Raw genomic sequence first — 20,674 nt, 5'->3', positions numbered from 1 at the left:
ACGTCGTGGGAGACTCGTCTCCGTGACTGCGCAGATCCTCGACGGCAAGGCGGCCGCCGCCGCGATCAAGTCCGAGCTCACGACGAGGGTCGCGGCGCTCGCCGACCGCGGCGTCGTCCCGGGCCTCGGCACGATCCTCGTGGGCGACGACCCCGGGAGCCAGTGGTACGTCGGCGCCAAGCACCGCGACTGCGCCGAGATCGGTATCCGCTCGATCCGCATCGACCTGCCGGCCACGGCCACGCAGGCCGAGGTGGAGGCCGCGGTCGACCAGCTCAACGACGATCCCGAGTGCACCCTGTACATCGTGCAGCTGCCGCTGCCCCGGGGCCTGGACGAGAACGCCGTGATCGGGCGCATCGACCCCGCCAAGGACGCCGACGGGCTGCACCCCACGAACCTCGGCTGGCTCGTGCTGGGCGAGCCCGCCCCGCTGCCCTGCACGCCGCGCGGGATCATCGAGCTGCTCCGCCGCCACGAGGTCCCGATCGCGGGAGCCAACGTCGCGGTCGTGGGACGCGGCATCACGGTGGGCCGTCCGATGGGGCTCATGCTCACGCGTCGCAGTGAGAACGCCACCGTCACGCTCTGCCACACGGGCACGCGCGACCTGGCCGCCGAGGTGCGCCGGGCCGACATCGTGATCGCTGCCGCCGGAGTGCCGGGCATCATCACGGCTGACATGGTCAAGCCCGGAGCGGCCCTGCTCGACGTCGGCGTGAGCCGCGACGAGGACAACAAGATCGTCGGTGACCTCCACCCGGACGTGCACGAGGTCGCGGGCTGGGTGGCGCCCAATCCCGGTGGTGTGGGGCCGATGACCCGGGCCATGCTGCTCGCCAACGTCGTCGACGCGACCGAGAAGGCGCTCGACCGGGATCGGGCGTGAAGTCCCTGGTCCCGCGGTCCCGCGGGACGCAGGCCTACATCGTGCTGCTGCTGCTCGTCATGCTCGGCCTCGGCCTGGTCGCCCTCGGGTACTGGCGGCGCGGCATCCTGGTCATCGGAGCCACGTTCCTGGTGTCGGCCACGCTGCGGGCGGTGGTGCCGGAGGAGCACAAGGGACTGCTGGCGGTGCGGAGCCGCGGGTTCGACATCGCCTGGACGACGCTGCTCGGTGCCTCGCTGCTGGTGCTCGGCGTCGTGATCGACCCCGGACCTGACGCCTGACGCCTGAGGCGTCGGTCAGATCAGGCCGAGCGCGGTGACCGCCTCGCGCTCCTCGGCGAGCTCGGCGGCCGTGGCGTCCATCCGCTGGCGGCTGAAGTCGTTGATCTCCAGGTCCTGGACGATGCTCCACGAGCCGTTCGACGTCTTGACCGGGAACGAGTAGATGAGCCCCTCCGGGATGTCGTAGGACCCGTCGGAGGCGACCGCCATCGAGACCCAGTCGTCGGTGTGGGAGCCCAGCAGCCAGTCGTGGGCGGCATCGATCGTGGCCGACGCGGCCGAGGCCGCCGAGGAGGCGCCGCGCGCGTCGATGATCGCGGTGCCGCGCTTGGCGACCGTGGGGATGAAGGTGTTCTCGACCCACTCGAGGTCGTCGATGACGTCGACCGCGGGTCGGCCGTCGATCTCGGCGTGGAAGATGTCGGGGTACTGCGTCGCGGAGTGGTTGCCCCAGATCGTGACCTGGCGGATGTCGGCGACCGGCACTCCGGTGCGCCCGTGCAGCTGGCTGAGGGCCCGGTTGTGGTCGAGCCGGGTCAGGGCGCTGAAGCGCTCACGCGGGATGTCGGGGGCGTTGCTCATCGCGATCAGCGCGTTGGTGTTGGCCGGGTTGCCCGTGACGCCGATGCGGACGTCGTCGGCCGCGACCTCGTTCAGGGCCTTGCCCTGGGCCGTGAAGATCGCCCCGTTCGCCTCGAGCAGGTCGGCGCGCTCCATGCCGGCGCTGCGCGGGCGGGCGCCGACGAGCAGCGCCAGGTTGACGCCGGCGAAGACCTTCTGCGGGTCGGAGCCGATCTCGACCGAGTCGAGCAGCGGGAAGGCGCAGTCGTCGAGCTCCATGACCACGCCCTCGAGCGACTTCAGGGCCGGCTCGATCTCCAGCAGCTGCAGCTGCACGGGGGTGTCGGGGCCGAGCAGGTCGCCCGCCGCGATGCGGAACAGCAGGCTGTAGCCGATCTGTCCGGCGGCTCCGGTGACGGCGATCTTGACCGGGGTGGGGTTCATCGACTGCTCCTCGAACGGTGTGACCTGGACGACATCGCCAACGTAGCGCAGGCGGGCGACTCGGCACACCCGGAGGTTGCTCAGCCGCCGATGCGCGGTAGGTCGCCGTCGGGCACGCCGTCGCGGTTCATGTCGCCGTCGCGGGCACGTCGTGCGTCGTGCCGGAGCGAGAGGGCCCCGAGGACCGCGGCCAGGAGCGAGGCCCCGAGCACCGCGGCCTTGGCCGAGGCCAGGTTCTCGACACCGGTGTACGACAGCTCGGCGATGAGCAGCGACACCGTGAACCCGATGCCCGTCAGGAGGCTGATGGGCAGGAGGTCGCGCAGACCGATGCCCTGCGCGAGGTGGAAGCTCGTGAACCGTGTGACGAGGGCCGTGGTGCCGAGGACCCCGATGATCTTGCCCAGCACCAGGCCTGCGACGACGCCGTGGGCGATGGGGGAGGTCAACACCGCGCCGACCTCGCCGACGACCGTGACGCCGGCCGAGAAGAACGCGAACACCGGGAGCGCGAAACCGGAGGAGACGATCTCGACGCGGTGCGTGAGGCGGGTCGTCCGGGCCTCGGACTCGCCGTGCACGGGCTCGGCCGGGACGCAGAAGCCCAGGAGCACACCGGCGACCGTGGCGTGAACGCCCGACTCGTGCATCAGGTACCAGGCGACCAGGCCCAGGGGCACCAGCACCACGGCGCGGAGCTTCCGGCGGGTCACGGCCCACCGGAACGCCACGAGCACCGCGACGACACCGAGCAGGTACAGCGGCGCGAGGTCGCTCGAGTAGAAGATCGCGATGATCGTGATCGCGAGCAGGTCGTCGACCACCGCGAGCGTCAGCAGGAACGTGCGCAGGGCCAGCGGCAGGCCGCGGCCGAGCACGGCCAGGACGGCCAGGGCGAAGGCGATGTCGGTCGCGGTGGGGATGGCCCACCCGTCCAGTCCGTCGCCACCGCCGTCGATCAGCACGACGAGCGTGAAGAGGGCGGCTGGCACGGCCATGCCTCCGACCGCGGCCAGCATCGGCACGGCGGCCTCGCGGGGGTCGCGCAGGCTGCCGACCCGGATCTCGTGCTTGAGCTCGAGACCCACGACGAGGAAGAAGATCGCCAGGAGTCCGTCGGCGGCCCAGTGGGCGAGGTCGAGGTCGAGGTGGATCGCGCTCGGACCGATGACGGTCTCGGTCAGCGCGTGGTACGCCTCACGCCAGGGCGAGTTGGCCCAGGTCAACGCGATCACCGCGGCGATCATGAGCAGGATTCCGCCGGAGGTCTCGCGCGAGAGCCAAGCGCTCGTGCGGGCGAGGACGGACGGGGAAGGGGTGGACACGGGGCTCCTCGAGTGGGGTCGCGGCGACGTCAGAGCGCTGACGCGCCCGCCGACCAGACTTCCCGGCTCACCACCGTCGATCCTACCGGTCCCCGCCGTCGGTGTGGCGCCGAGCGGTTGTGACCACCCCCACCGTCGCAACGGGCTCCCGGTGGAATGCCCGGGAGGGCGACGGGCTTGAATCAAGGGTGACCTCCGACAGCCGCATCGTGTCCGGTGCTCCCGTGTCCGGCGCTCCCGTGTCCACCGCGGACGTGGGCGCGGTCGCGATCATCCGGGCCCCCCACCTGGGCCTCGCGCTGCTGTCCCTCGCGATGGGCGGGTTCGCCATCGGCACGACCGAGTTCATGTCGATGGGCCTGCTGCCGGACATCGCCCGCGGCATCGGCGAATCGGTGCCCACGACCGGTCACGTCATCACCGCGTACGCGTTCGGGGTGGTCGTCGGCGCTCCGCTGCTCGTCTCGCTCGGGGCGCGGCTGCCGCGGCGGGGGCTCGCGGTCGCCCTCGTACTGGCGCTGGGCATCGGCAACGCCATGACGGCGATCGCCTCGACCTACGGGCCGGTCATGCTCGCGCGCTTCGTCGCCGGCCTTCCGCACGGCGCGTACTTCGGCGTGGCCTCGCTGATCGCGGCCTCGATGGTGCCGCCGCAGCACCGCGGGCGGGCCATCAGCTCGGTCATGCTCGGCCTGTCCGTGGCCACCGTCGCCGGGGTGCCGGCCAGCACGTGGTTCGGGCAGAACCTCGGCTGGCGCAGCGCCTACTGGGTCGTGCTGGCCATCGCGGCCATCGCGGCGCTCATGATCCTCGCGTTCGTCCCGGCCACCCCGGGCAATCCGGAGGCGACGGTGCGCCAGGAGCTGTCGGCGCTCAAGCGTCCCCAGGTCGTGGTCGCGGTCGTCGCCGGCATGGTCGGCTTCGGCGGGCTCTTCGCGATGTACACCTACATCGCGAAGCTCGTGACCGACGAGGCCGGCCTGGGGGCGGGGGCCGTGCCGCTGTTCCTCCTCGCGTTCGGCGTGGGATCGGTCGGCGGCACGTGGATCGCGGGCCGCATGGCCGACTGGGACGTCGAGCGGTCGGTCGTGCTCGGCTTCGTCGCGACGGCCGTCACGCTGGTGCTCGTGGTGCCCCTGGCCGGGGTGCCGATCGCGCTGGCGGCCCTGTCGTTCGCGATCGGCGGGCTCGGCTCGGTCGTGGCGATCAACCTCCAGGTGCGGTTGATGCACGAGGCGGGCGACGCCGAGATGCTGGGTGCCGCGCTCAACCACTCCGCGCTCAACGTCGGCAACGGCCTCGGTGCCTGGTTCGGGTCGATCGTGATCGCCGGCGGGTACGGCTACCGCGCGCCCAGCCTCGTCGGGGCAGGCCTGGCGGTCCTGGGCGTGCTGATCTTCGTCGTCGGTGGGCGCGTCGTCCGGGCCCGCGAGGTCAGGTCGTGACGGACTGGGCGCCCACCGCGGGACGCAGCCAGACCCGGTCGCCCAGATGGAGGTCGAGCGCGCGAGCCTCGGTCCGGGTCAGCGCGACCTGCACCGGTTCCGGGTGCAGGACGTCGTCCGGCGTGATCTCGAGTCGGACCTCGAACCCGACCCGGGTCCACCGCGTGATGGGGCCGTTGGCCGTCGAGGCCTGCTCGTAGCGCGAGATCTCGATGTCGTGCGGCCGGATCAGGTCTCCTCCGAGGCGCGTGACGGGGCCGAGGAAGCTCAGCACGAACTCGCTGGCCGGACGGTCGTAGAGGTCGTCCGGGGTGCCGATCTGCTCGATCCGCCCGTCGTTGATGACGACGATCTGGTCGGCGACCTCCAGGGCCTCCTCCTGGTCGTGCGTCACGAACACCGTGGTCACGTGGACCTCGTCGTGCAGGCGTCGCAGCCAGTCGCGCAGCTCCTTGCGGACCTTCGCGTCGAGGGCGCCGAACGGCTCGTCGAGCAGCAGCACGGATGGCTCGATCGCGAGGGCCCGGGCGAGCGCCATGCGCTGGCGCTGGCCACCGGAGAGCTGAGCCGGCTTGCGGTCGCCCCACTGGGTCAGGTGCACGAGCTCGAGCAGCTCCTCGACCTTGGCGTCGACCTCGGCCTTGGGACGCTTGCGGATCTCCAGGCCGAAGGCGATGTTGCGGCGGACGCTCAGGTGCTTGAAGGCGGCGTAGTGCTGGAACACGAAGCCGACGTTGCGCTTCTGGACCGGCAGCGCGGTGGCGTCGTTGCCCTCGATCGTGACGGTGCCGGTGTCGGCCTCCTCGAGGCCGGCGATGACCCGCAGGAGGGTCGACTTGCCGCCGCCGCTGGGCCCGAGCAGCGCCGTCAGCTGGCCGGTGGGAATCGTCAGGTTGATGTCGGTCAGCGCCGCGAAGTCGCCGAAGTGCTTGTTGACGTTGCTGATCTCGATGCTCATGACGGGTTCCTCACGCGCGGGCTCTTCACGGATGGGGTGCTCATGATCGGTGCGACTCCTGCGGCCGGATGACGGTGATGACGACGAGGGCCAGGACGGCCATGACGACGAGCACGAAGGCAGCGGCATAGGCCGCGGCCTCGTTGAAGGCCCCGTACTCGTTCTGGATCAGCAGCGTGGCGGTCTCGCCGTTGAACTCGGCGCCGCGGCTGACGATGCGGACCGCGCCGTACTCGCCGATCGCGCGAGCCGCGCTGAGCACGACTCCGTAGACGACGGCCCACTTGATCGTGGGCAGCGTGATGCGCCAGAACGCTTGCCACGCGTTCGCGCCGAGGCTCTTGGCGGCGATCTCGGCGTCGTCGCCGACCTCCTCGAGCACGGGGATGACCTCGCGGATCACGAGCGGCAGGCTCACGAAGGCCGTGGCCATGATCAGGCCGGGCGTCGAGTTGATGATGCGCAGCCCGGTGGCCTGCAGCACGTCGCCGAAGATGCCGAGGGAGGTGCTGTAGGTCAGCACGAGGGCCAGACCGATCACGACGGGGGAGACGCTCATCGGCAGGTCGATCAGGACCGAGAGCGCGCGGCGGCCGGGGAACCGGTGCCGCACGAGCAGCAGCGAGATGCCGACGCCGAAGACCGTGTTGATGACGACGGCCCAGAACGAGACCGTCAGCGTCAGGTTGAAGGCGTAGATCGCCGCGGGGTCGGTGAGTCGCTCCCACAGCGGCCCGATGCCGCCGGGCTTGCCGTCGGTCGGCGCGAACGCGCGCTGCACCACGACCGACACGGGCCAGACGACGAGGAAGAACAGGTAGACGATGACGACGGCACGCAGCACGTAGGCCAACGGGCCACGCCTGCTGCGGACCCGGCGCTTCGCCGGACGGGTGGGTGCGCCGTCGAGCGGGGTGGCGATCGTGTCAGCCACGGGCCGCCACCCTCCGGGAGATGAGGTCGAGCGCCACGATCACGACGACGGCGACGAGCAGCAGCAGCACCGCGACCGACGCGGCGGCGGCCTGCTGGTCACCCTCGATGTACTTGAGGATCTTGAGCGAGGCGACCTCGGTGCTTCGCGGCTGGTTGCCCGCGATCAGCACGAGCGAGCCGAACTCGCTGATGGCCCGGGCGAACGCGAGCGAGGCGCCTGCGGCGATGGCGGGTGCCAGGGCCGGCAGGATGATGCGACGGAACGTCGTGGCGCGGGAGGCGCCGAGCGAGGCGGCCGCCTCCTCGACGTCGGCGTCGAGCTCGAGCAGCACGGGCTGCACGGTGCGCACGACGAACGGCAACGTCACGAACAGCAGGGCCAGGAAGATGCCCTGCCGACTGTTGACGACGTTGACGCCGACCGGGCTGTCGGGCCCGTAGAGGCTCAGCAGCACCAGGCCGGCGACGATCGTGGGGAGCGCGAAGGGGAGGTCGATCACGACCTCGAGGATGCGCTTGCCCGGGAACCGGTCGCGGACGAGCACCCAGGCGATGACGGTGCCCATCACGACGTTGACGATCGTGACGAGGGCCGCCTCGGCGACCGTGAGGCGGATCGCCGCCGCGGTGTCGCCGTCGGTGATCGTGTTCACGAAGGTGTCCCACCCGCCCTCGGCCGCCGCGATGACCACCGCGGCGAGGGGGATCAGGACGAGCAGGCTGAACCAGACCACGGCCAGGCCGAGGCCGACCCCGCTCGCCGGGGTGAGGGTGGAACGCCGAGCGCGGCGCCGGCGCAGAGGAGTCGGCGCGGGCGCCGGGTCGGGGCGATCGTCGCTGGAGCGATCGGCGTTGATCTGGCTCACCCCTGGTTGGCCTGGTCCCGCAGCTGCTTGATCAGACCGTTCTCCTCGTCGAAGAACTTCGCGTTGGCCGCGTCCCAGCCACCGAAGTCGTCCGTGATCGTGAGCAGGGTCGTCGGCGTCGGGAACGGGTCGCTCGGGTCGTTGGCGCCCTCGACCTCGATGCCGTCGAGGTCGTCGATCGGGCGGAAGCCCTTCTCGACGAACTCGGTCTGTCCGGCGTCGCTCAGGACGAAGTCGAGCCACGTCGTGGCCGCCTCGGGGGCGTCGATCAGCACGGTGCCGGGGTTCTCGATCAGCAACGTGTCGTCGGGAACGACGTAGTCGTACGCCTTGCCACTCTGACGGGCGAGGATCGCCTCGTTCTCGTAGCTGATCAGCACGTCGTACTCGCCGGTGTCGAAGGCCGTCGTGGCCTCGCGGCCACTGGCGGCCCACTGGTCGACGTTGCGGAAGACGTCGACCAGGAAGGAGCTCGCCTCGTCCTCGGTCTTGCCCTCGGCGATCGCGTGGCCGTAGGCGCCGAGGATGTTCCAGCGTGCGGCACCGGATGAGTCGGGATCGGGGGTCACGATCGAGATGTCGTCGCGCGTCAGGTCGTCCCAGCCCTGGATGTCCTTCGGGTTGCCCTCGGGCACCACGAGGACGACGACGGAGCGCGACACGATGCCCTCGTTCTCGTTGTCCTTCCAGTCCTCGGCGACCAGACCGGCCTCGACGAGGCGCTGGACGTCGCCCTCGAGCGAGAAGTGCACGTAGTCGGCGATCTCCGGGTCGGCCTCGACCTTGCGGCTCTGGTCGCCCGACGGCCCGTACGAGCCGCGGACGTCGATGTCCTCGCCCTCGGTGGTCTCGTTGAACCTGGCCTCGATGGCCTTGTTCGCCGCCTCGGGCACAGCGAAGCCCACGAGGTCCACGACCTCCCGGCCGTCGTCGCCGCCGTTCCCCGCCGCGCTGGCGCAGGCGCCGAGGGTCAGCAGGGCGGCGGTCGCCATGGCCACGGACGCGTGACGGGGGCGTCGGGTCAGGCTCATGGTGGGGGGTCCTCCGGTCGTCGGTACCGGCACGAGACGGTGCCGGCCTCCGAAAAACCTAGGGAAGTTCTCGGACGCCTCCGACCGATTCCAAGATGTGAGACATCTCGACGGATCGTGAGACGAGGGTCACCGCGAGCGATCCGCTGGTGGTCCTCAGCGAGACGTGGGGCCGGGCTCCGGCTCGTCGCTCTCGGCGTCCTCGCGGCGGTACGTGCGCTGGAGGAGCTGATCGATCAGGAAGCCCACGCCGGCAGCGACGACCACCGCCACGGCGGCGCCCAGCAGGGGGTTCTCCTTGACCCACGTGCCGGCGACGACGCCGATCAGCACGGAGTACGTGGCCCACGAGCTGGCGGCGAGGACGCTGAGGGGCAGGAAGCGCCGGTACGGGAACCCGGTGGCGCCCGCCGTCAGGTTGACCGCGGTGCGCCCGACCGGGATGTAGCGGGCCGTCAGGATCAGGAACGCCGCCCGTCGGTCGAGCTCGCGCTCCGCCCGCGCCACGGCGCGGCGGAGTCGGGGCCGCTCGTCGAGGGAGAATCGTTCGACGCCGATCGCACGCCCGACGCGGTACGTGAAGTTGTCACCGAGGAAGGCCCCGGCTCCGGCCGCGAGGGCCAAGGCGACGAGGTCAGGCTCGCCCGTACTGGCGCCGATCGCGGCGAGCGCCACGACGATCGACTCGCTGGGAAGCGGTGGGAAGAACGCGTCGATCGCAGCGAACGCCAGCACCACGAGATACACCCAGGGCGATCCGCCGAGGTCGACCGCGACGTCGTTGATCTGCTCGAGTAGGTCCCCCACGGGCGCAGCCTAAGGGGTGGGGGCGAACGCCCGGTTCGGGTCAGCCGGCAGTCGGCGTGGCCGCCTCGGTGTCGACGGCGGGCTCGCGGTCGTGGTCGGGCGCCCGGAAGAACAGCACCACCACGAGGCCGAGCGCGAAGCACACGACCGGCAGCCAGTAGGCCTCGGACATCGCCTGGGCGAACGGCTCCCGGATCTGCGGCGGCATCGCGGTGCCGGCGGCCTGGAACGAGTCGGCACCGCCCTCGAGGCCGTTCGCGGAGAGCCGCGCCCCGATGAGCGACGCGATGGCCGCGCTGCCCAGGGCCGCAGCGACCTGGCGGGTCGTGTTGTAGACGCCGGCCCCGGCGCCGGCGGCCGACATCGGCAGGTTGCGGGTCGCCGTGGCGCCGTGCGGTGCCCAGAGGCAGGCGTTCGCGACACCGAAGAGCGCCATCGGCAGCAGAAGCTGCCACGCCGGTGTGTCGACCTCGATCAGGAGGCCGGTCCAGGCCATCGCGATCGCCGCGGTCGAGAAGCCGACGACCGTGATGTTGCGGGGATGCACGGTGTCCACGAGCCGGCCCACGAACGGGGAGAGGCCGATCAGCACGACGGCCATCGGCAGCATGAACAGCCCGGCCTGGATCGGGCTCCAGTCGCGCGCTCCCTGGGCGTAGAACATGAAGGGGAGGGCCATGGAGGTGATGGCGGCCGAGACCAGGGCGATGCCGATGTTGGCGACGGCGAAGTTGCGGTCGCGGAACAGGCTCAGCGGCACCAGTGGCTCAGCATCGACCCGGGTCTGCCACCAGAAGAAGAGGGCAAGGACGACGACGCCGGCGCCGATCAGCAGCGGCACGCTGAGGAAGCCGTTGATCTGGCCCCAGTCGTACGTCGAGCCCTCCTGGATGCCGAACACGAGCAGGAACATGCCGGCGGCGCTGAGCGCGACGCCCACGAGGTCGAAGCTGTGGCTGTGCGTCGGCAGCACCGGGACGAGGCGGACGGCGAGGACGAAGCCGATGATCCCGACCGGCACGTTGATGAAGAAGATCCACTCCCAGCCGGCCAGGTCGACCAGGATCCCGCCGAGGATCGGGCCGACCAGCGTGGCGACGCCTGCCGTGGCACCCCAGAGCGCCATGGCGCTGCCGCGCTTGGCCGCGGGAAACGTGCGAGTGATGACGGCCATGGTCTGCGGGGTCATCAGCGCGGCGCCGAGGCCCTGCACGACGCGAGCCAGGATGAGGCCCTCGATGGAGCCGGTCAGGCCGCACCACAGCGAGGCGAGCGTGAAGATGACCAGGCCCACGAGGTACACGTTCTTGGGGCCGAAGCGGTCGCCGAGGCGGCCCGTGATGAGCAGCGGCACGGCGTACGCGAGGAGGTAGGCGCTCGTGACCCAGATGCCGTTCGTGAAGTCGGTGCGCAGATCGCGGATGATGTCGGGCGTCGCGACCGACACGATCGTGTTGTCGAGCAGGATCATGAAGAAGCCGATGACCATCGCCCAGAGGGCCGGCCAGGGGCGGTAGTCGTCCGGGAGCCCCGAGGTCGAGGTGGCTGCGGGAGCGGGAGAGGTCATGGGACCCAGTCTGCCGCCTCGGGCCGACATGATTGCTCCCGGCAACCAGTTTTCTCCCTCACACCGCCCCGTCCCAGGCCGCCGGGCGTCAGCGCAGCAGCTCGAGCTCGTCCAGGTCGGCATGCGTGCCGTCGCCGAGCGGCTCGGCCGCCGTCTGGCGTCCGGTCGGCGTGAACCCGGCGCCGCGCAGGGCCGCCAGGCTGGCGGTGTTGCCGACCGCGGCGGCGGCGGTGAGCCGTCGGCGGTCGAGTCCGCCCGGATCGAGGGCGTGCGCGACGACGACCTCGAGGGCCGCGCTCGCCACGCCCTGCCCACGGGAGTCGGGGTGCACGGCGTACCCCACCTCGCCGCTCGTGGGGTCGATGCCGTGCAGGTCCATGACGCAGATCTCGCCGAGCGCCGCGTCGGAGCCGGCGTCGGCGACGATCCAGGTGGCGACCTGCCCGGTCGCCGCGCGCCACCACCAGCGGGCCACCGCGGTGCGGGTCCCCGGGACGTCGTGGGGCTTGTCGACGAGCCAGTGGCGGGTCGCGGGATCGGCGAACGTCTCGCTGAGGCGGGTGACGTCGTCGCCGCTCGGGGCCCGGAGGACGAGCTCGCGCCCGGTCCGCGTCCTGGTCGTCAGCACGGTGTCGTCGCGCCAGGGCTGGCGCGGGTAGAGGGGGTCGCCGAACAGCACCACGCCGAGCCAGCCGTCGATCAAGCGGCCGCGCTCGAACAGCAGGCCGGGAACCTCGGCCAGGAGCCGGAACCCGCAGGCGTGGGCCACGCGCAGCGACGGCAGGTTGCCGACGTGCGCCTGCCAGTGGACGGCCTCGGTGAATCCGGAGGAGAAGGCCTCCATGATCGCGAGCCGCACCGCGGCGGCCATGGTGCCGTGGCCCCGGGCGGTGGGGTGCAGCGAGAAGCCGATCGTCGAGACCCCGCGACCGCGGATCACGACGTCCCCGGCGAACCGGGGGTGGCCGTCGCCGTCGGTGACCTCGACGGCCCACATGCGGTGGGTGTCGCCGTCCCATCCGGCCTGCACGACGTCGGCGAGGAAGCGGGTCGCCTCGCTCGGGCCGTACGGGGTCGGCACCGCGGTCCACCGCACCATCTCCGGGTCGGTCGCGGTCTCGAGCATGAGGGGGACGTCGGCCGGTGCGTGGGCGCGCAGCGTGACGACGCCGTCGGTGAGGACCGGCACGGACAGCGGCCAGGTGAGGGGACTCACGGGTGCAGCCTCGACCTCAGTGGCTGGCGCGGTACGCGTCGGCCGGGTAGACGCCCAGCACGCGGACGTCGGTCGTGAAGAACGCGAGCTCCTCGAGTGCGCGCGCCAGGCCCGGGTCGTCGGGGTGTCCGTCGACCTCGGCCAGGAACTGCGTCGCCGTGAACTCTCCGCCGACCATGTACGACTCGAGCTTGGTCATGTTGACGCCGTTCGTGGCGAAGCCACCGAGCGCCTTGTAGAGCGCGGCCGGCAGGTTGCGGACGTTGAACATGAACGTCGTGACGATCGCCCCCGGGCCGGGCGCCGGACGCACGGGCTCCGGTGAGAGCACGACGAACCGCGTCGTGTTGTGGTCCTCGTCCTCGACGTCCTTCGCCAGGACCTCGAGGCCGTAGATGTCGGCCGCGAGCGGCGGGGCGATCGCCGCCTGCGTGGGGTCGGCGGCGTCGGCGATCTCGCGGGCGGCGCCGGCGGTGTCGCCGGAGATCACGGTCGTGAGGCCGAGGCGGGCGATGATCCGACGGCACTGGCCCAGCGCGTGCACGTGGCTGTGCACCGTGCGGATGGAGTCCAGGGTGGCCCCGGGCACGGCCATGACGTGGAAGCGGATGCGCAGGAAGTGCTCGGCCACGATGTGCAGCCCCGAGTCGGGCAGGAAGTGGTGGATGTCGGCCACGCGGCCCGCGATCGTGTTGTCGATCGGGATCATGGCCAGGTCGGCGGCCCCGGAGCGCACCGCGGCGAAGACGTCCTCGAACGACGCGCAGGCCACGGCCTCGAGCTCGGGGTGGTGCTGCTGGCAGACGATGTGCGAGTTGGCGCCCGGCTCGCCCTGGTAGGCGATGCGTCCTGTGGTGCGGGGGGAGGTCACGGGACCAGTCTGGCACCTGCCGACGGGCGCACGGGCGCCACGACGGGCTCGGCCCAGGTGCGTGCGACGAACGCCTCCTTGATCGCGGCGGCCATGGCGGCGGCCCGGTCGACGGGCACCAGCGCGATGACGCTGCCGCCGAACCCACCACCGGTCAGGCGGGCGCCCAGAGCGCCGTGCTCGAGCGCGAGCTCGACCGCGAGGTCGAGCTCGGGGCAGCTGACCTCGAAGTCGTCGCGCAGGGACTCGTGCGACGAGGTGAGGATCGTGCCGAGCTGCTCCCAGTGACCGGTGCGCAGCGCCTTGACGGCGCCCCGGACGCGCGTCGTCTCGGTGATGACGTGCCGGGTGCGGCGGACGAGCACGGGGTCCTCGAGCTTGAACACGGCGTCGACCGGGGCGGCACTCAGGTGCTCGAGGCCGAGCTCGGTGCAGGCGGCGGCGCACTCCTGGCGGCGCACGGCGTACTCGCCGGCCGCGAGGTCGTGGTGCACGCGGGTGTCGATGACGGCGAGCGCGAGCCCTGCCGAGGCGGGGTCGAGCTCGACGTCGCTCGTGACGGGCGGGTCGGGCCGGTGATCGATGAGCAGGGCGTGGCCCGGTTGGGCCAGCAGGACGGCGAGCTGGTCCATGCGGCCCACGGGAGCGCCCACGAAGTCGGTCTCGGCGCGCTGCGCCACGGCCGCGATCGAGGGGCGGTCGATCTCGAGGCCCGCGACGTCGGCGAGCGCCAGTGCGACGCCGCACGTGAGTGCGGCCGAGGACGCCAGCCCCGCGCCGCGGGGGAGGGCGGACTCCACCACGAGGTCGGTGCCGGCCACCCGCTGGCCGGCCTGCTGCAGGGCCCAGACCACGCCCGCGACGTAGCCGGCCCAGCCGTCCACCTCGCCCGGCTCGACCGACAGCGACACGTCGGCCCGCTCGCCTCCGCTCCAGACCGCGATCCGCTCGTCGTCACGGCGCCGGGCCTTGACCGTGAGGCCCCGGTCGATCGCGAAGGGGAGCGTGGGCCCCCCGTTGTGGTCGAGGTGCTCGCCGACCAGGTTGACGCGTCCGGGCACGTGCCACTGCTTGATCTCGACCACGCACCGACCCTAGGTGAGCGCGGCCTCCGGGCTGCGGCGGCCGTCCACAGGTGGGCTGGCATGATGCTGGCCATGTCCGACCCTTCCCCCCAGCGGTCAGGCCCCCCGGGGTCAGGTACGGCGCGACGACCCCGGGCGCTCTCCGGCGCTCAGCCCACCGCTGACTCCTACCACCTGGGCAACTACTTCGGTGCCTTCCGGCAGTGGGTCGCGCTCCAGGACGAGTTCGAGGCGTTCTACTTCATCCCCGACCTGCACGCGATCACGGTCGACTACGACCCGGCGCTGCTGCGGGAGCGGACGTACGTCGCCGCCGCGCAGATGCTGGCCTCGGGCGTCGACCCGGAGCGCAGCGCCCTGTTCGTGCAGAGCCACGTCCCGGAGCACGCGCAGCTGGCCTGGGTCCTGAACGGCATCACCGGCTTCGGCGAGGCCGGCCGCATGACCCAGTTCAAGGACAAGTCGGCCAGGAACGGGAGCGACAACGCGAGCGTCGGGCTCTTCACGTACCCGATCCTGATGGCGGCCGACATCTTGATCTACCAGGCCGACAAGGTCCCGGTCGGCGAGGACCAGCGCCAGCACGTCGAGCTGACCCGCAACCTCGCCCAGCGGTTCAACCACCGCTTCGGCGAGACGTTCACGGTGCCCGAGGCGCACATCGTCAAGGCCACCGCGAAGATCTACGACCTGCAGGACCCGACCTCGAAGATGAGCGGCTCCAACGCCTCGCACGCGGGGGTCGTCGACCTGACCGACACCCCGAAGCAGGTCGCCAAGAAGGTGCGGTCCGCGGTCACGGACTCCGGTTCGGAGATCGCCCACGACCCGGTCGGCAAGCCGGGCATCTCGAACCTGCTGACGATCTACTCCGCTCTCACGGGGCGTTCGATCGAGGAGGTCGTGGCCGAGTACGAGGGGCAGCAGTACGGGCACCTCAAGGTGGCCCTCGGCGACCTGCTGGCGGACTTCGTGGGCACGTTCGGCGACCGGACGCGGGAGCTCCTGGGTGACCGCGCCGAGCTCGACCGCATCCTGGCCGCCGGCGCCGCCCGTGCCCGCGAGGTCGCGGCGCCCACCCTCGCGCGCGTCTACGAGCGCTCCGGATTCGTCACTCCGGCATGAGCGTCCAGGAGACGGTCGGGACGCCGGCCGACGAGATCACGTACGGCGTCGCCATCGCGGTGCCCGAGCCGCACGCCTCCCACCTGCGGGGCAAGCGCTGCGAGTTCGGCGACCCGGAGGGTGACCGCGTCCCCACCCACGTGACCCTCGTGCCGCCGACCGCCGTGGCGGCCGCGGAGATCGAGACGGTGCGGGCCGCCCTGGCCGCGATCGGTGCCGGGCACCAGCCGTTCACGATGCGGCTCGACGGCACCGACACGTTCGCGCCGGTCTCGCCGGTCGCCTACGTCGCCGTGGCCGACGGCGCCGAGGAGACGGCCCGTCTGGCCGACGACGTGCGCGACCGGCTGGCCACGGGTGAGCCGGACTTCCCGTTCCATCCGCACGTCACCGTGGCGCACCACCTCGACCGGTCGTCGCTCGACCAGGCCTGCGAGGAGCTTGCGGGCTTCACGGCGGAGTTCCCGGTGCGCGACTTCGTGCTGTTCTGCCACGACGGTCGCGGCTGGCACGTCGACACCCGTTTCCCGCTCGGCTGAGACCTTCACCGGCGGAGCCGGTCAGCGAAGTCATGGTGGGTCCCGCTCGGCGGAACTAGCGGACAAGCGGCCACAGACCAGCCGGCGGTCGGCGGGAGCGGTGAGCGGGCAACCTCTCCGGGTAGTCGAAAGGTTGCTGACTCACCACTGCTCGACGTCGGCGGTGAGCGGGCAACCTCTCCGGGTAGTCGAAAGGTTGCTGACTCACCGCCCCGCTGCTCGATGGTCCGTGGCCGCCTGTCCGTCACCACGGTGAGCGGTCGCGTGCCCGTCGCGCTCCTCAGCCCAGGGCCCGCACGAGCTCGTCGCGGAAGGCGCGTGCCGCGAGCGACATCGCCTGCTCGTCGCGGTGCGACACCCCGATCGTGCGGGTGAGCGTGGGGGAGACGAGGCGGGCCACCGCCAGCTGGGGCCGGGTCGCGACGACCATCTGCGGCACGATCGCGTGGCCCAGGCCCGCCTCGACGAACCGGAGCACGGCGCTCATCTCGCCGCCCTCCACGGCGATCACCGGCTCGAACCCCGCCTCGCGGCACGCGGCGTTGGTGCGGTCGCGCAGGTCGTAGCCCTCGCGCGCCATGACGAGCGGAACGTCGCGGAGGTCGCGGAGCGGGACCTCCGTCGCGAGGTCGTGGTGCGGGGGGCCCACGAGAACCAGCTGCTCGGTCAGCAGCTCGGTCGTGACGAGGTCCTCGTGCTCGGTCGTCGCCGACACGATGTTGAGCGCCAGGTCGAGGCGTCCGCGCACGAGCTCGGTCATGAGCAGCCGGGAGCCGGACTCGTGCACCTCCAGGTCGATGCCAGGGTGGCGTCGGTGGAACGCGGTCAGCACCTCGGGGAGGAGCCCGTCGCACAGGGAGGGCGTCGCCCCGAGCCGCACCCGGCCCCGGCGCAGCCCCGCGACCTCCTGCACCGACTCCTCGGCGGCCTCCACGTCGATCAGGATCCGCTCGGCGTGGGGGAGCAGCGCCTCGCCCGCACTGGTCAGCTCGATCGCCCCGCGGTTGCGGACGAACAGCGGTGTGCCCAAGGAGTTCTCCAGCACGCGGATCTGCTTGGACATGCTGGGCTGGGAGACGCCGGTCAGCTCGGCGGCGCGGGTGAAGTGCCGCGTCTGGGCGACCGCCACGAAGTAGCGGAGCTGCTGGACCTGCATGCGAGCAGTCTGTCATGCCCGTCGTCTATGCAAGCGAGCCTCAGTGAGACTGAGACAGAATCATCAATCACACCTACTGTGGCCAACGTGGTGACTTCCTCGACGATGAAGCGCACGCCCGCGACGCGGTCGACGGTGGCGCTCAAGTACCTGATGGCGGTCTCCGGTCTGATCATGATCGGGTACCTGCTCCTGCACATGTACGGCAACCTGAAGGTCTTCGCGGGCCAGGAGGCGTTCGACGAGTACGCCGAGCACCTGCGCACCTTCGGCGAGCCGATCCTGCCCTACGAGGGCTTGCTCTGGATCGTGCGCGTCGTGCTCCTCGCGGCGATCATCGCCCACATCTACGCGGTCGTCGTGCTGTGGCGTCGCAACCGCGCCGCCGCCGGCGTGGTCGGCGCTCGTCGCTACCACTCCAAGCAGAACCGGACCGGCATCCAGCGCAGCTACGCGTCGTTCACGATGCGCTGGGGCGGCATCGTCGTCCTGACGTTCATCGTCTACCACATCCTTCACCTGACGGCGAACGTCATCGCGCCCGGTGGCGCGTCCGACAGCCCCTACGAGCGGGTCGTCAACGGCTTCGAGATCTGGTGGGTCGTCGCGGCCTACACCGTCGCGATGCTCGCCGTCGGCTTCCACCTGTGGCACGGCATCTGGAGCGCCCTGACCACGCTCGGCGGCAACCGCAGCGCCAACCGCATCGACTCCCGGCTCACGGGCATCGCCGTCGTCGTGACGCTCGTCATCGTCCTCGGCTTCCTGCTGCCGCCGTGGGCCATCCTGCTCGGACTGGAGGGCTGAACCCCGTGACCACGACCACCCCCGCACCGGACGCGTTCCACACCCTGGGTGAGGACATCCGCGACACCGCGGCGCCCTCGGGCCCGATCGAGCGTCGCTGGGACGACCGCAAGTTCAACGCGAAGCTCGTCAACCCGGCCAACCGCCGCAAGATCAAGGTCATCGTCGTCGGCACCGGCCTGGCCGGCGCCTCGGCCGCGGCCACGCTCGGCGAGGCCGGCTACCAGGTCGTCAGCTTCTGCTACCAGGACAGCCCCCGCCGCGCGCACTCGATCGCGGCCCAGGGCGGCATCAACGCGGCGAAGAACTACCGCAACGACGGCGACAGCATCTACCGCCTGTTCTACGACACCGTCAAGGGCGGTGACTTCCGCTCGCGGGAGTCGAACGTCTACCGGCTCGCGCAGGTCTCGGTGAACATCATCGACCAGTGCGTCGCGCAGGGCGTGCCGTTCGCCCGCGAGTACGGCGGACTGCTCGACAACCGCTCCTTCGGCGGCGTCCAGGTCTCGCGCACGTTCTACGCCCGCGGCCAGACCGGGCAGCAGCTCCTGATCGGTGCCTACCAGGCGCTCGAGCGCCAGATCGGCGCCGGCACGGTCGAGATGAACACCCGCCACGAGATGCTCGAGGTCGTCCTCGTGCCCGACGAGGACGGTACCGAGCGTGCCCGCGGCGTCGTCGTGCGCGACATGGTCACCGGTGAGATCGAGACCCACACGGCCGACGCCGTCGTGCTCGCCACGGGCGGCTACGGCAACGTGTTCTTCCTGTCGACCAACGCGATGGGGTCCAACACGACCGCCACGTGGCGCGCGCACAAGAAGGGCGCCTACTTCGCGAACCCCTGCTACACGCAGATCCACCCGACGTGCATCCCCGTCTCGGGCGAGTACCAGTCGAAGCTGACCCTGATGTCGGAGTCGCTGCGCAACGACGGTCGTATCTGGGTGCCGAAGGAGGGTGGCGACGAGCGCCCCGCCTCGCAGATCCCCGAGGACGAGCGCGACTACTACCTGGAACGCATCTACCCCTCGTTCGGCAACCTGGTGCCGCGCGACATCGCCTCGCGCGCCGCGAAGTACCAGTGCGACGACGGCAAGGGCGTCGGCCCCGGCGGCCTGGGCGTCTACCTCGACTTCAAGGACGCGATCGAGCGTCTCGGTCGTCCGGCGGTCGAGGCCAAGTACGGCAACCTCTTCGACATGTACGCCCGGATCACGGGTGAGGACCCGTACTCCGAGCCCATGCGCATCTACCCGGCCGTGCACTACGTGATGGGCGGACTGTGGGTCGACTACGACCTGCAGACCAACATCACGGGCCTGTTCTGCGCGGGTGAGGCCAACTTCTCCGACCACGGCGCCAACCGCCTCGGCGCCTCGGCGCTGATGCAGGGTCTGGCCGACGGCTACTTCGTGCTGCCGAACACGATCGCCGACTACTTGGCCGGCAGCCCGTTCGAGAAGGTCGCCGACGACCACCCCCGGGTCGTCGAGGCGCGCCAGCAGGTCGAGGACCGCATCCAGACGTTGCTCAAGATCGACGGCTCGCGCACGGTCGACTCCGTCCACAAGGAGCTCGGCCACATCATGTGGGAGTACTGCGGCATGGAGCGCTCGGCGGAGGGCCTCTCGAAGGCCATCGGCCTGATCCGGGAGCTCAAGAACGAGTTCTGGACCAACGTCAAGGTCACGGGCACGGGCGAGGAGCTCAACCAGACGCTCGAGCGTGCCGGCCGTGTGGCCGACTTCCTCGAGCTCGGCGAGCTCATGTGCATCGACGCGCTCAACCGCGCCGAGTCGTGCGGCGGTCACTTCCGCACCGAGAGCCAGACCGAGGACGGCGAGGCCCTGCGCCACGACGACCAGTTCGCCTACGTCTCCGCGTGGGAGTACGACGCCGACGGCGAGGGTCAGACCCCGATCCTGCACAAGGAACCGCTCGAGTACGAGTACGTCGAGATGAAGGCCCGGTCTTACAAGTGAGGGAGAGCTGCAAGTGAAGATCACCGTCAACATCTGGCGCCAGCAGGACGCGGACGCCAAGGGCTCCATGGTCTCGTACCCGCTCGACGACGTCGACGAGCACATGTCGTTCCTCGAGATGCTCGACGTCCTCAACGAGAAGCTGACGCTCGACGGCGAGGACCCGGTCGCGTTCGACTCGGACTGCCGTGAGGGCATCTGCGGCTCGTGCGGCGTCGTGATCAACGGCATCCCGCACGGCCCCGAGGTCACCACGACCTGCCAGCTGCACATGCGCACGTTCTCCGACGGCGACGTCCTCGACATCGAGCCGTGGCGCGCGGGTGCGTTCCCGGTCGTCAAGGACCTCGTCGTCGACCGCGGCGCCTTCGACCGCATCATCCAGGCCGGCGGCTACATCAGCGCCCCCACGGGATCCGCGGTCGAGGCCAACAACATCGCGGTGCCGAAGGCCGACGCCGACCACGCCTTCGAGGCGGCCACGTGCATCGGCTGCGGCGCCTGCGTCGCCGCGTGCCCCAACGGCTCGGCGATGCTGTTCACGGCCTCGAAGATCACCCACCTGGGTCTGCTGCCGCAGGGTCAGCCCGAGCGTGACTCGCGCGTGCTCGGCATGATCGAGCAGCACGACGCCGAGGGATTCGGCGGCTGCACCAACATCGGTGAGTGCACCGCGGCCTGCCCCAAGGGCATCCCGCTCGACGTCATCAGCCGGCTGAACCGCGACCTGCTGGGTGCGCTCGCGCGCCAGAGCGTCGGCGGCTGACCGGAGGTCAG

At 71.0% G+C, this 20,674-nt stretch carries 20 protein-coding genes; 8 read left to right on the top strand and 12 right to left on the bottom strand.

Annotated elements, in window-relative coordinates:
- Positions 1-22: 22 nt before the first annotated feature.
- On the top strand, positions 23-889 hold the full coding sequence (locus V6S66_RS12085) for a bifunctional methylenetetrahydrofolate dehydrogenase/methenyltetrahydrofolate cyclohydrolase (protein WP_334206990.1): 867 nt from the start codon (positions 23-25) through the stop codon (positions 887-889).
- Positions 886-1,170: a DUF3017 domain-containing protein gene (locus V6S66_RS12080; protein WP_334206989.1), complete on the top strand. Its 285-nt coding sequence runs from the start codon at positions 886-888 to the stop codon at positions 1,168-1,170. Before V6S66_RS12085 ends, V6S66_RS12080 begins: the two co-directional genes overlap by 4 nt.
- A 15-nt stretch (positions 1,171-1,185) precedes the next feature.
- Here V6S66_RS12080 and V6S66_RS12075 read toward each other — a convergent pair whose 3' ends face one another.
- Both V6S66_RS12075 and nhaA read right to left on the bottom strand, forming a co-directional pair.
- Positions 1,186-2,175 (bottom strand): malate dehydrogenase, encoded by a 990-nt coding sequence (locus tag V6S66_RS12075; RefSeq protein WP_334206988.1) that lies wholly within the window; start codon positions 2,173-2,175, stop codon positions 1,186-1,188.
- Positions 2,176-2,255: 80 nt separating this feature from the next.
- On the bottom strand, positions 2,256-3,500 hold the full coding sequence (gene nhaA, locus V6S66_RS12070) for a Na+/H+ antiporter NhaA (RefSeq protein ID WP_334206987.1): 1,245 nt from the start codon (positions 3,498-3,500) through the stop codon (positions 2,256-2,258).
- 188 nt (positions 3,501-3,688) lie between these two features.
- On the opposite strand from nhaA, the gene V6S66_RS12065 reads away from it, so the two are divergent.
- Positions 3,689-4,945 carry an MFS transporter gene (locus V6S66_RS12065; RefSeq protein ID WP_334206986.1) on the top strand — a complete coding sequence of 419 codons (1,257 nt, stop codon included), beginning with the start codon at positions 3,689-3,691 and terminating at the stop codon, positions 4,943-4,945.
- Here V6S66_RS12065 and V6S66_RS12060 read toward each other — a convergent pair.
- The 9 genes from V6S66_RS12060 to galK all read right to left on the bottom strand — a co-directional run bounded on the left by V6S66_RS12060 (position 4,935) and on the right by galK (position 14,282).
- The gene (locus tag V6S66_RS12060; protein WP_334206985.1) at positions 4,935-5,903 is read right to left on the bottom strand and encodes a sulfate/molybdate ABC transporter ATP-binding protein; all 969 of its coding nucleotides are present in this window, start codon (positions 5,901-5,903) and stop codon (positions 4,935-4,937) included. The two genes, V6S66_RS12065 and V6S66_RS12060, sit on opposite strands and share 11 nt — an antisense overlap.
- Before the next feature lie 40 nt (positions 5,904-5,943).
- Positions 5,944-6,837, bottom strand: a complete 894-nt coding sequence (locus V6S66_RS12055; protein WP_334206984.1) for a sulfate ABC transporter permease subunit — start codon at positions 6,835-6,837, stop codon at positions 5,944-5,946.
- Positions 6,830-7,705, bottom strand: coding sequence for a sulfate ABC transporter permease subunit CysT (cysT, locus tag V6S66_RS12050; RefSeq protein WP_334206983.1), 876 nt, complete (start codon positions 7,703-7,705; stop codon positions 6,830-6,832). Before cysT ends, V6S66_RS12055 begins: the two co-directional genes overlap by 8 nt.
- Complete coding sequence (locus tag V6S66_RS12045; RefSeq protein ID WP_334206982.1) at positions 7,702-8,736, bottom strand: extracellular solute-binding protein; 1,035 nt, start codon at positions 8,734-8,736, stop codon at positions 7,702-7,704. Before V6S66_RS12045 ends, cysT begins: the two co-directional genes overlap by 4 nt.
- A 156-nt stretch (positions 8,737-8,892) precedes the next feature.
- Positions 8,893-9,543, bottom strand: coding sequence for a DedA family protein (locus V6S66_RS12040; RefSeq protein ID WP_334206981.1), 651 nt, complete (start codon positions 9,541-9,543; stop codon positions 8,893-8,895).
- 40 nt (positions 9,544-9,583) lie between these two features.
- Positions 9,584-11,110, bottom strand: a complete 1,527-nt coding sequence (locus tag V6S66_RS12035) for a DHA2 family efflux MFS transporter permease subunit (protein WP_334206980.1) — start codon at positions 11,108-11,110, stop codon at positions 9,584-9,586.
- Positions 11,111-11,198: 88 nt separating this feature from the next.
- Complete coding sequence (locus V6S66_RS12030) at positions 11,199-12,326, bottom strand: GNAT family N-acetyltransferase (RefSeq protein WP_334206979.1); 1,128 nt, start codon at positions 12,324-12,326, stop codon at positions 11,199-11,201.
- A 16-nt stretch (positions 12,327-12,342) separates the two neighbouring features.
- On the bottom strand, positions 12,343-13,197 hold the full coding sequence (locus V6S66_RS12025) for a prephenate dehydratase (protein ID WP_334206978.1): 855 nt from the start codon (positions 13,195-13,197) through the stop codon (positions 12,343-12,345).
- Positions 13,194-14,282 carry a galactokinase gene (gene galK, locus V6S66_RS12020; protein WP_334206977.1) on the bottom strand — a complete coding sequence of 363 codons (1,089 nt, stop codon included), beginning with the start codon at positions 14,280-14,282 and terminating at the stop codon, positions 13,194-13,196. Before galK ends, V6S66_RS12025 begins: the two co-directional genes overlap by 4 nt.
- Positions 14,283-14,354: 72 nt before the next feature.
- Here galK and trpS point away from each other — a divergent pair, with 72 nt between their 5' ends.
- Entirely contained in the window at positions 14,355-15,407 is a 1,053-nt protein-coding gene (gene trpS / locus V6S66_RS12015) for a tryptophan--tRNA ligase (RefSeq protein ID WP_334206976.1), read from the top strand.
- Positions 15,404-15,946 (top strand): 2'-5' RNA ligase family protein, encoded by a 543-nt coding sequence (locus V6S66_RS12010; RefSeq protein ID WP_334206975.1) that lies wholly within the window; start codon positions 15,404-15,406, stop codon positions 15,944-15,946. The genes trpS and V6S66_RS12010 overlap by 4 nt, the downstream gene beginning before the upstream one ends.
- A 280-nt stretch (positions 15,947-16,226) precedes the next feature.
- Here V6S66_RS12010 and V6S66_RS12005 read toward each other — a convergent pair whose 3' ends face one another.
- Positions 16,227-17,102, bottom strand: a complete 876-nt coding sequence (locus V6S66_RS12005; RefSeq protein ID WP_334206974.1) for a LysR family transcriptional regulator — start codon at positions 17,100-17,102, stop codon at positions 16,227-16,229.
- An 87-nt stretch (positions 17,103-17,189) separates the two neighbouring features.
- Here V6S66_RS12005 and V6S66_RS12000 point away from each other — a divergent pair, with 87 nt between their 5' ends.
- From V6S66_RS12000 to V6S66_RS11990, 3 genes are read left to right on the top strand one after another with little or no spacing between them, the layout of a single operon-like run.
- Positions 17,190-17,909 carry a succinate dehydrogenase cytochrome b subunit gene (locus V6S66_RS12000; protein WP_334206973.1) on the top strand — a complete coding sequence of 240 codons (720 nt, stop codon included), beginning with the start codon at positions 17,190-17,192 and terminating at the stop codon, positions 17,907-17,909.
- Positions 17,906-19,897, top strand: a complete 1,992-nt coding sequence (locus V6S66_RS11995) for a fumarate reductase/succinate dehydrogenase flavoprotein subunit (RefSeq protein ID WP_442885924.1) — start codon at positions 17,906-17,908, stop codon at positions 19,895-19,897. Before V6S66_RS12000 ends, V6S66_RS11995 begins: the two co-directional genes overlap by 4 nt.
- A gap of 13 nt (positions 19,898-19,910) precedes the next feature.
- On the top strand, positions 19,911-20,663 hold the full coding sequence (locus V6S66_RS11990) for a succinate dehydrogenase/fumarate reductase iron-sulfur subunit (RefSeq protein ID WP_334206971.1): 753 nt from the start codon (positions 19,911-19,913) through the stop codon (positions 20,661-20,663).
- Positions 20,664-20,674: the final 11 nt, after the last annotated feature.

The organism is Aeromicrobium sp. Sec7.5, from assembly GCF_036867135.1.
In the GTDB taxonomy this organism is placed as follows: Bacteria; Actinomycetota; Actinomycetes; order Propionibacteriales; family Nocardioidaceae; genus Aeromicrobium.
This window is presented reverse-complemented; position numbering and strand designations above follow the sequence as displayed.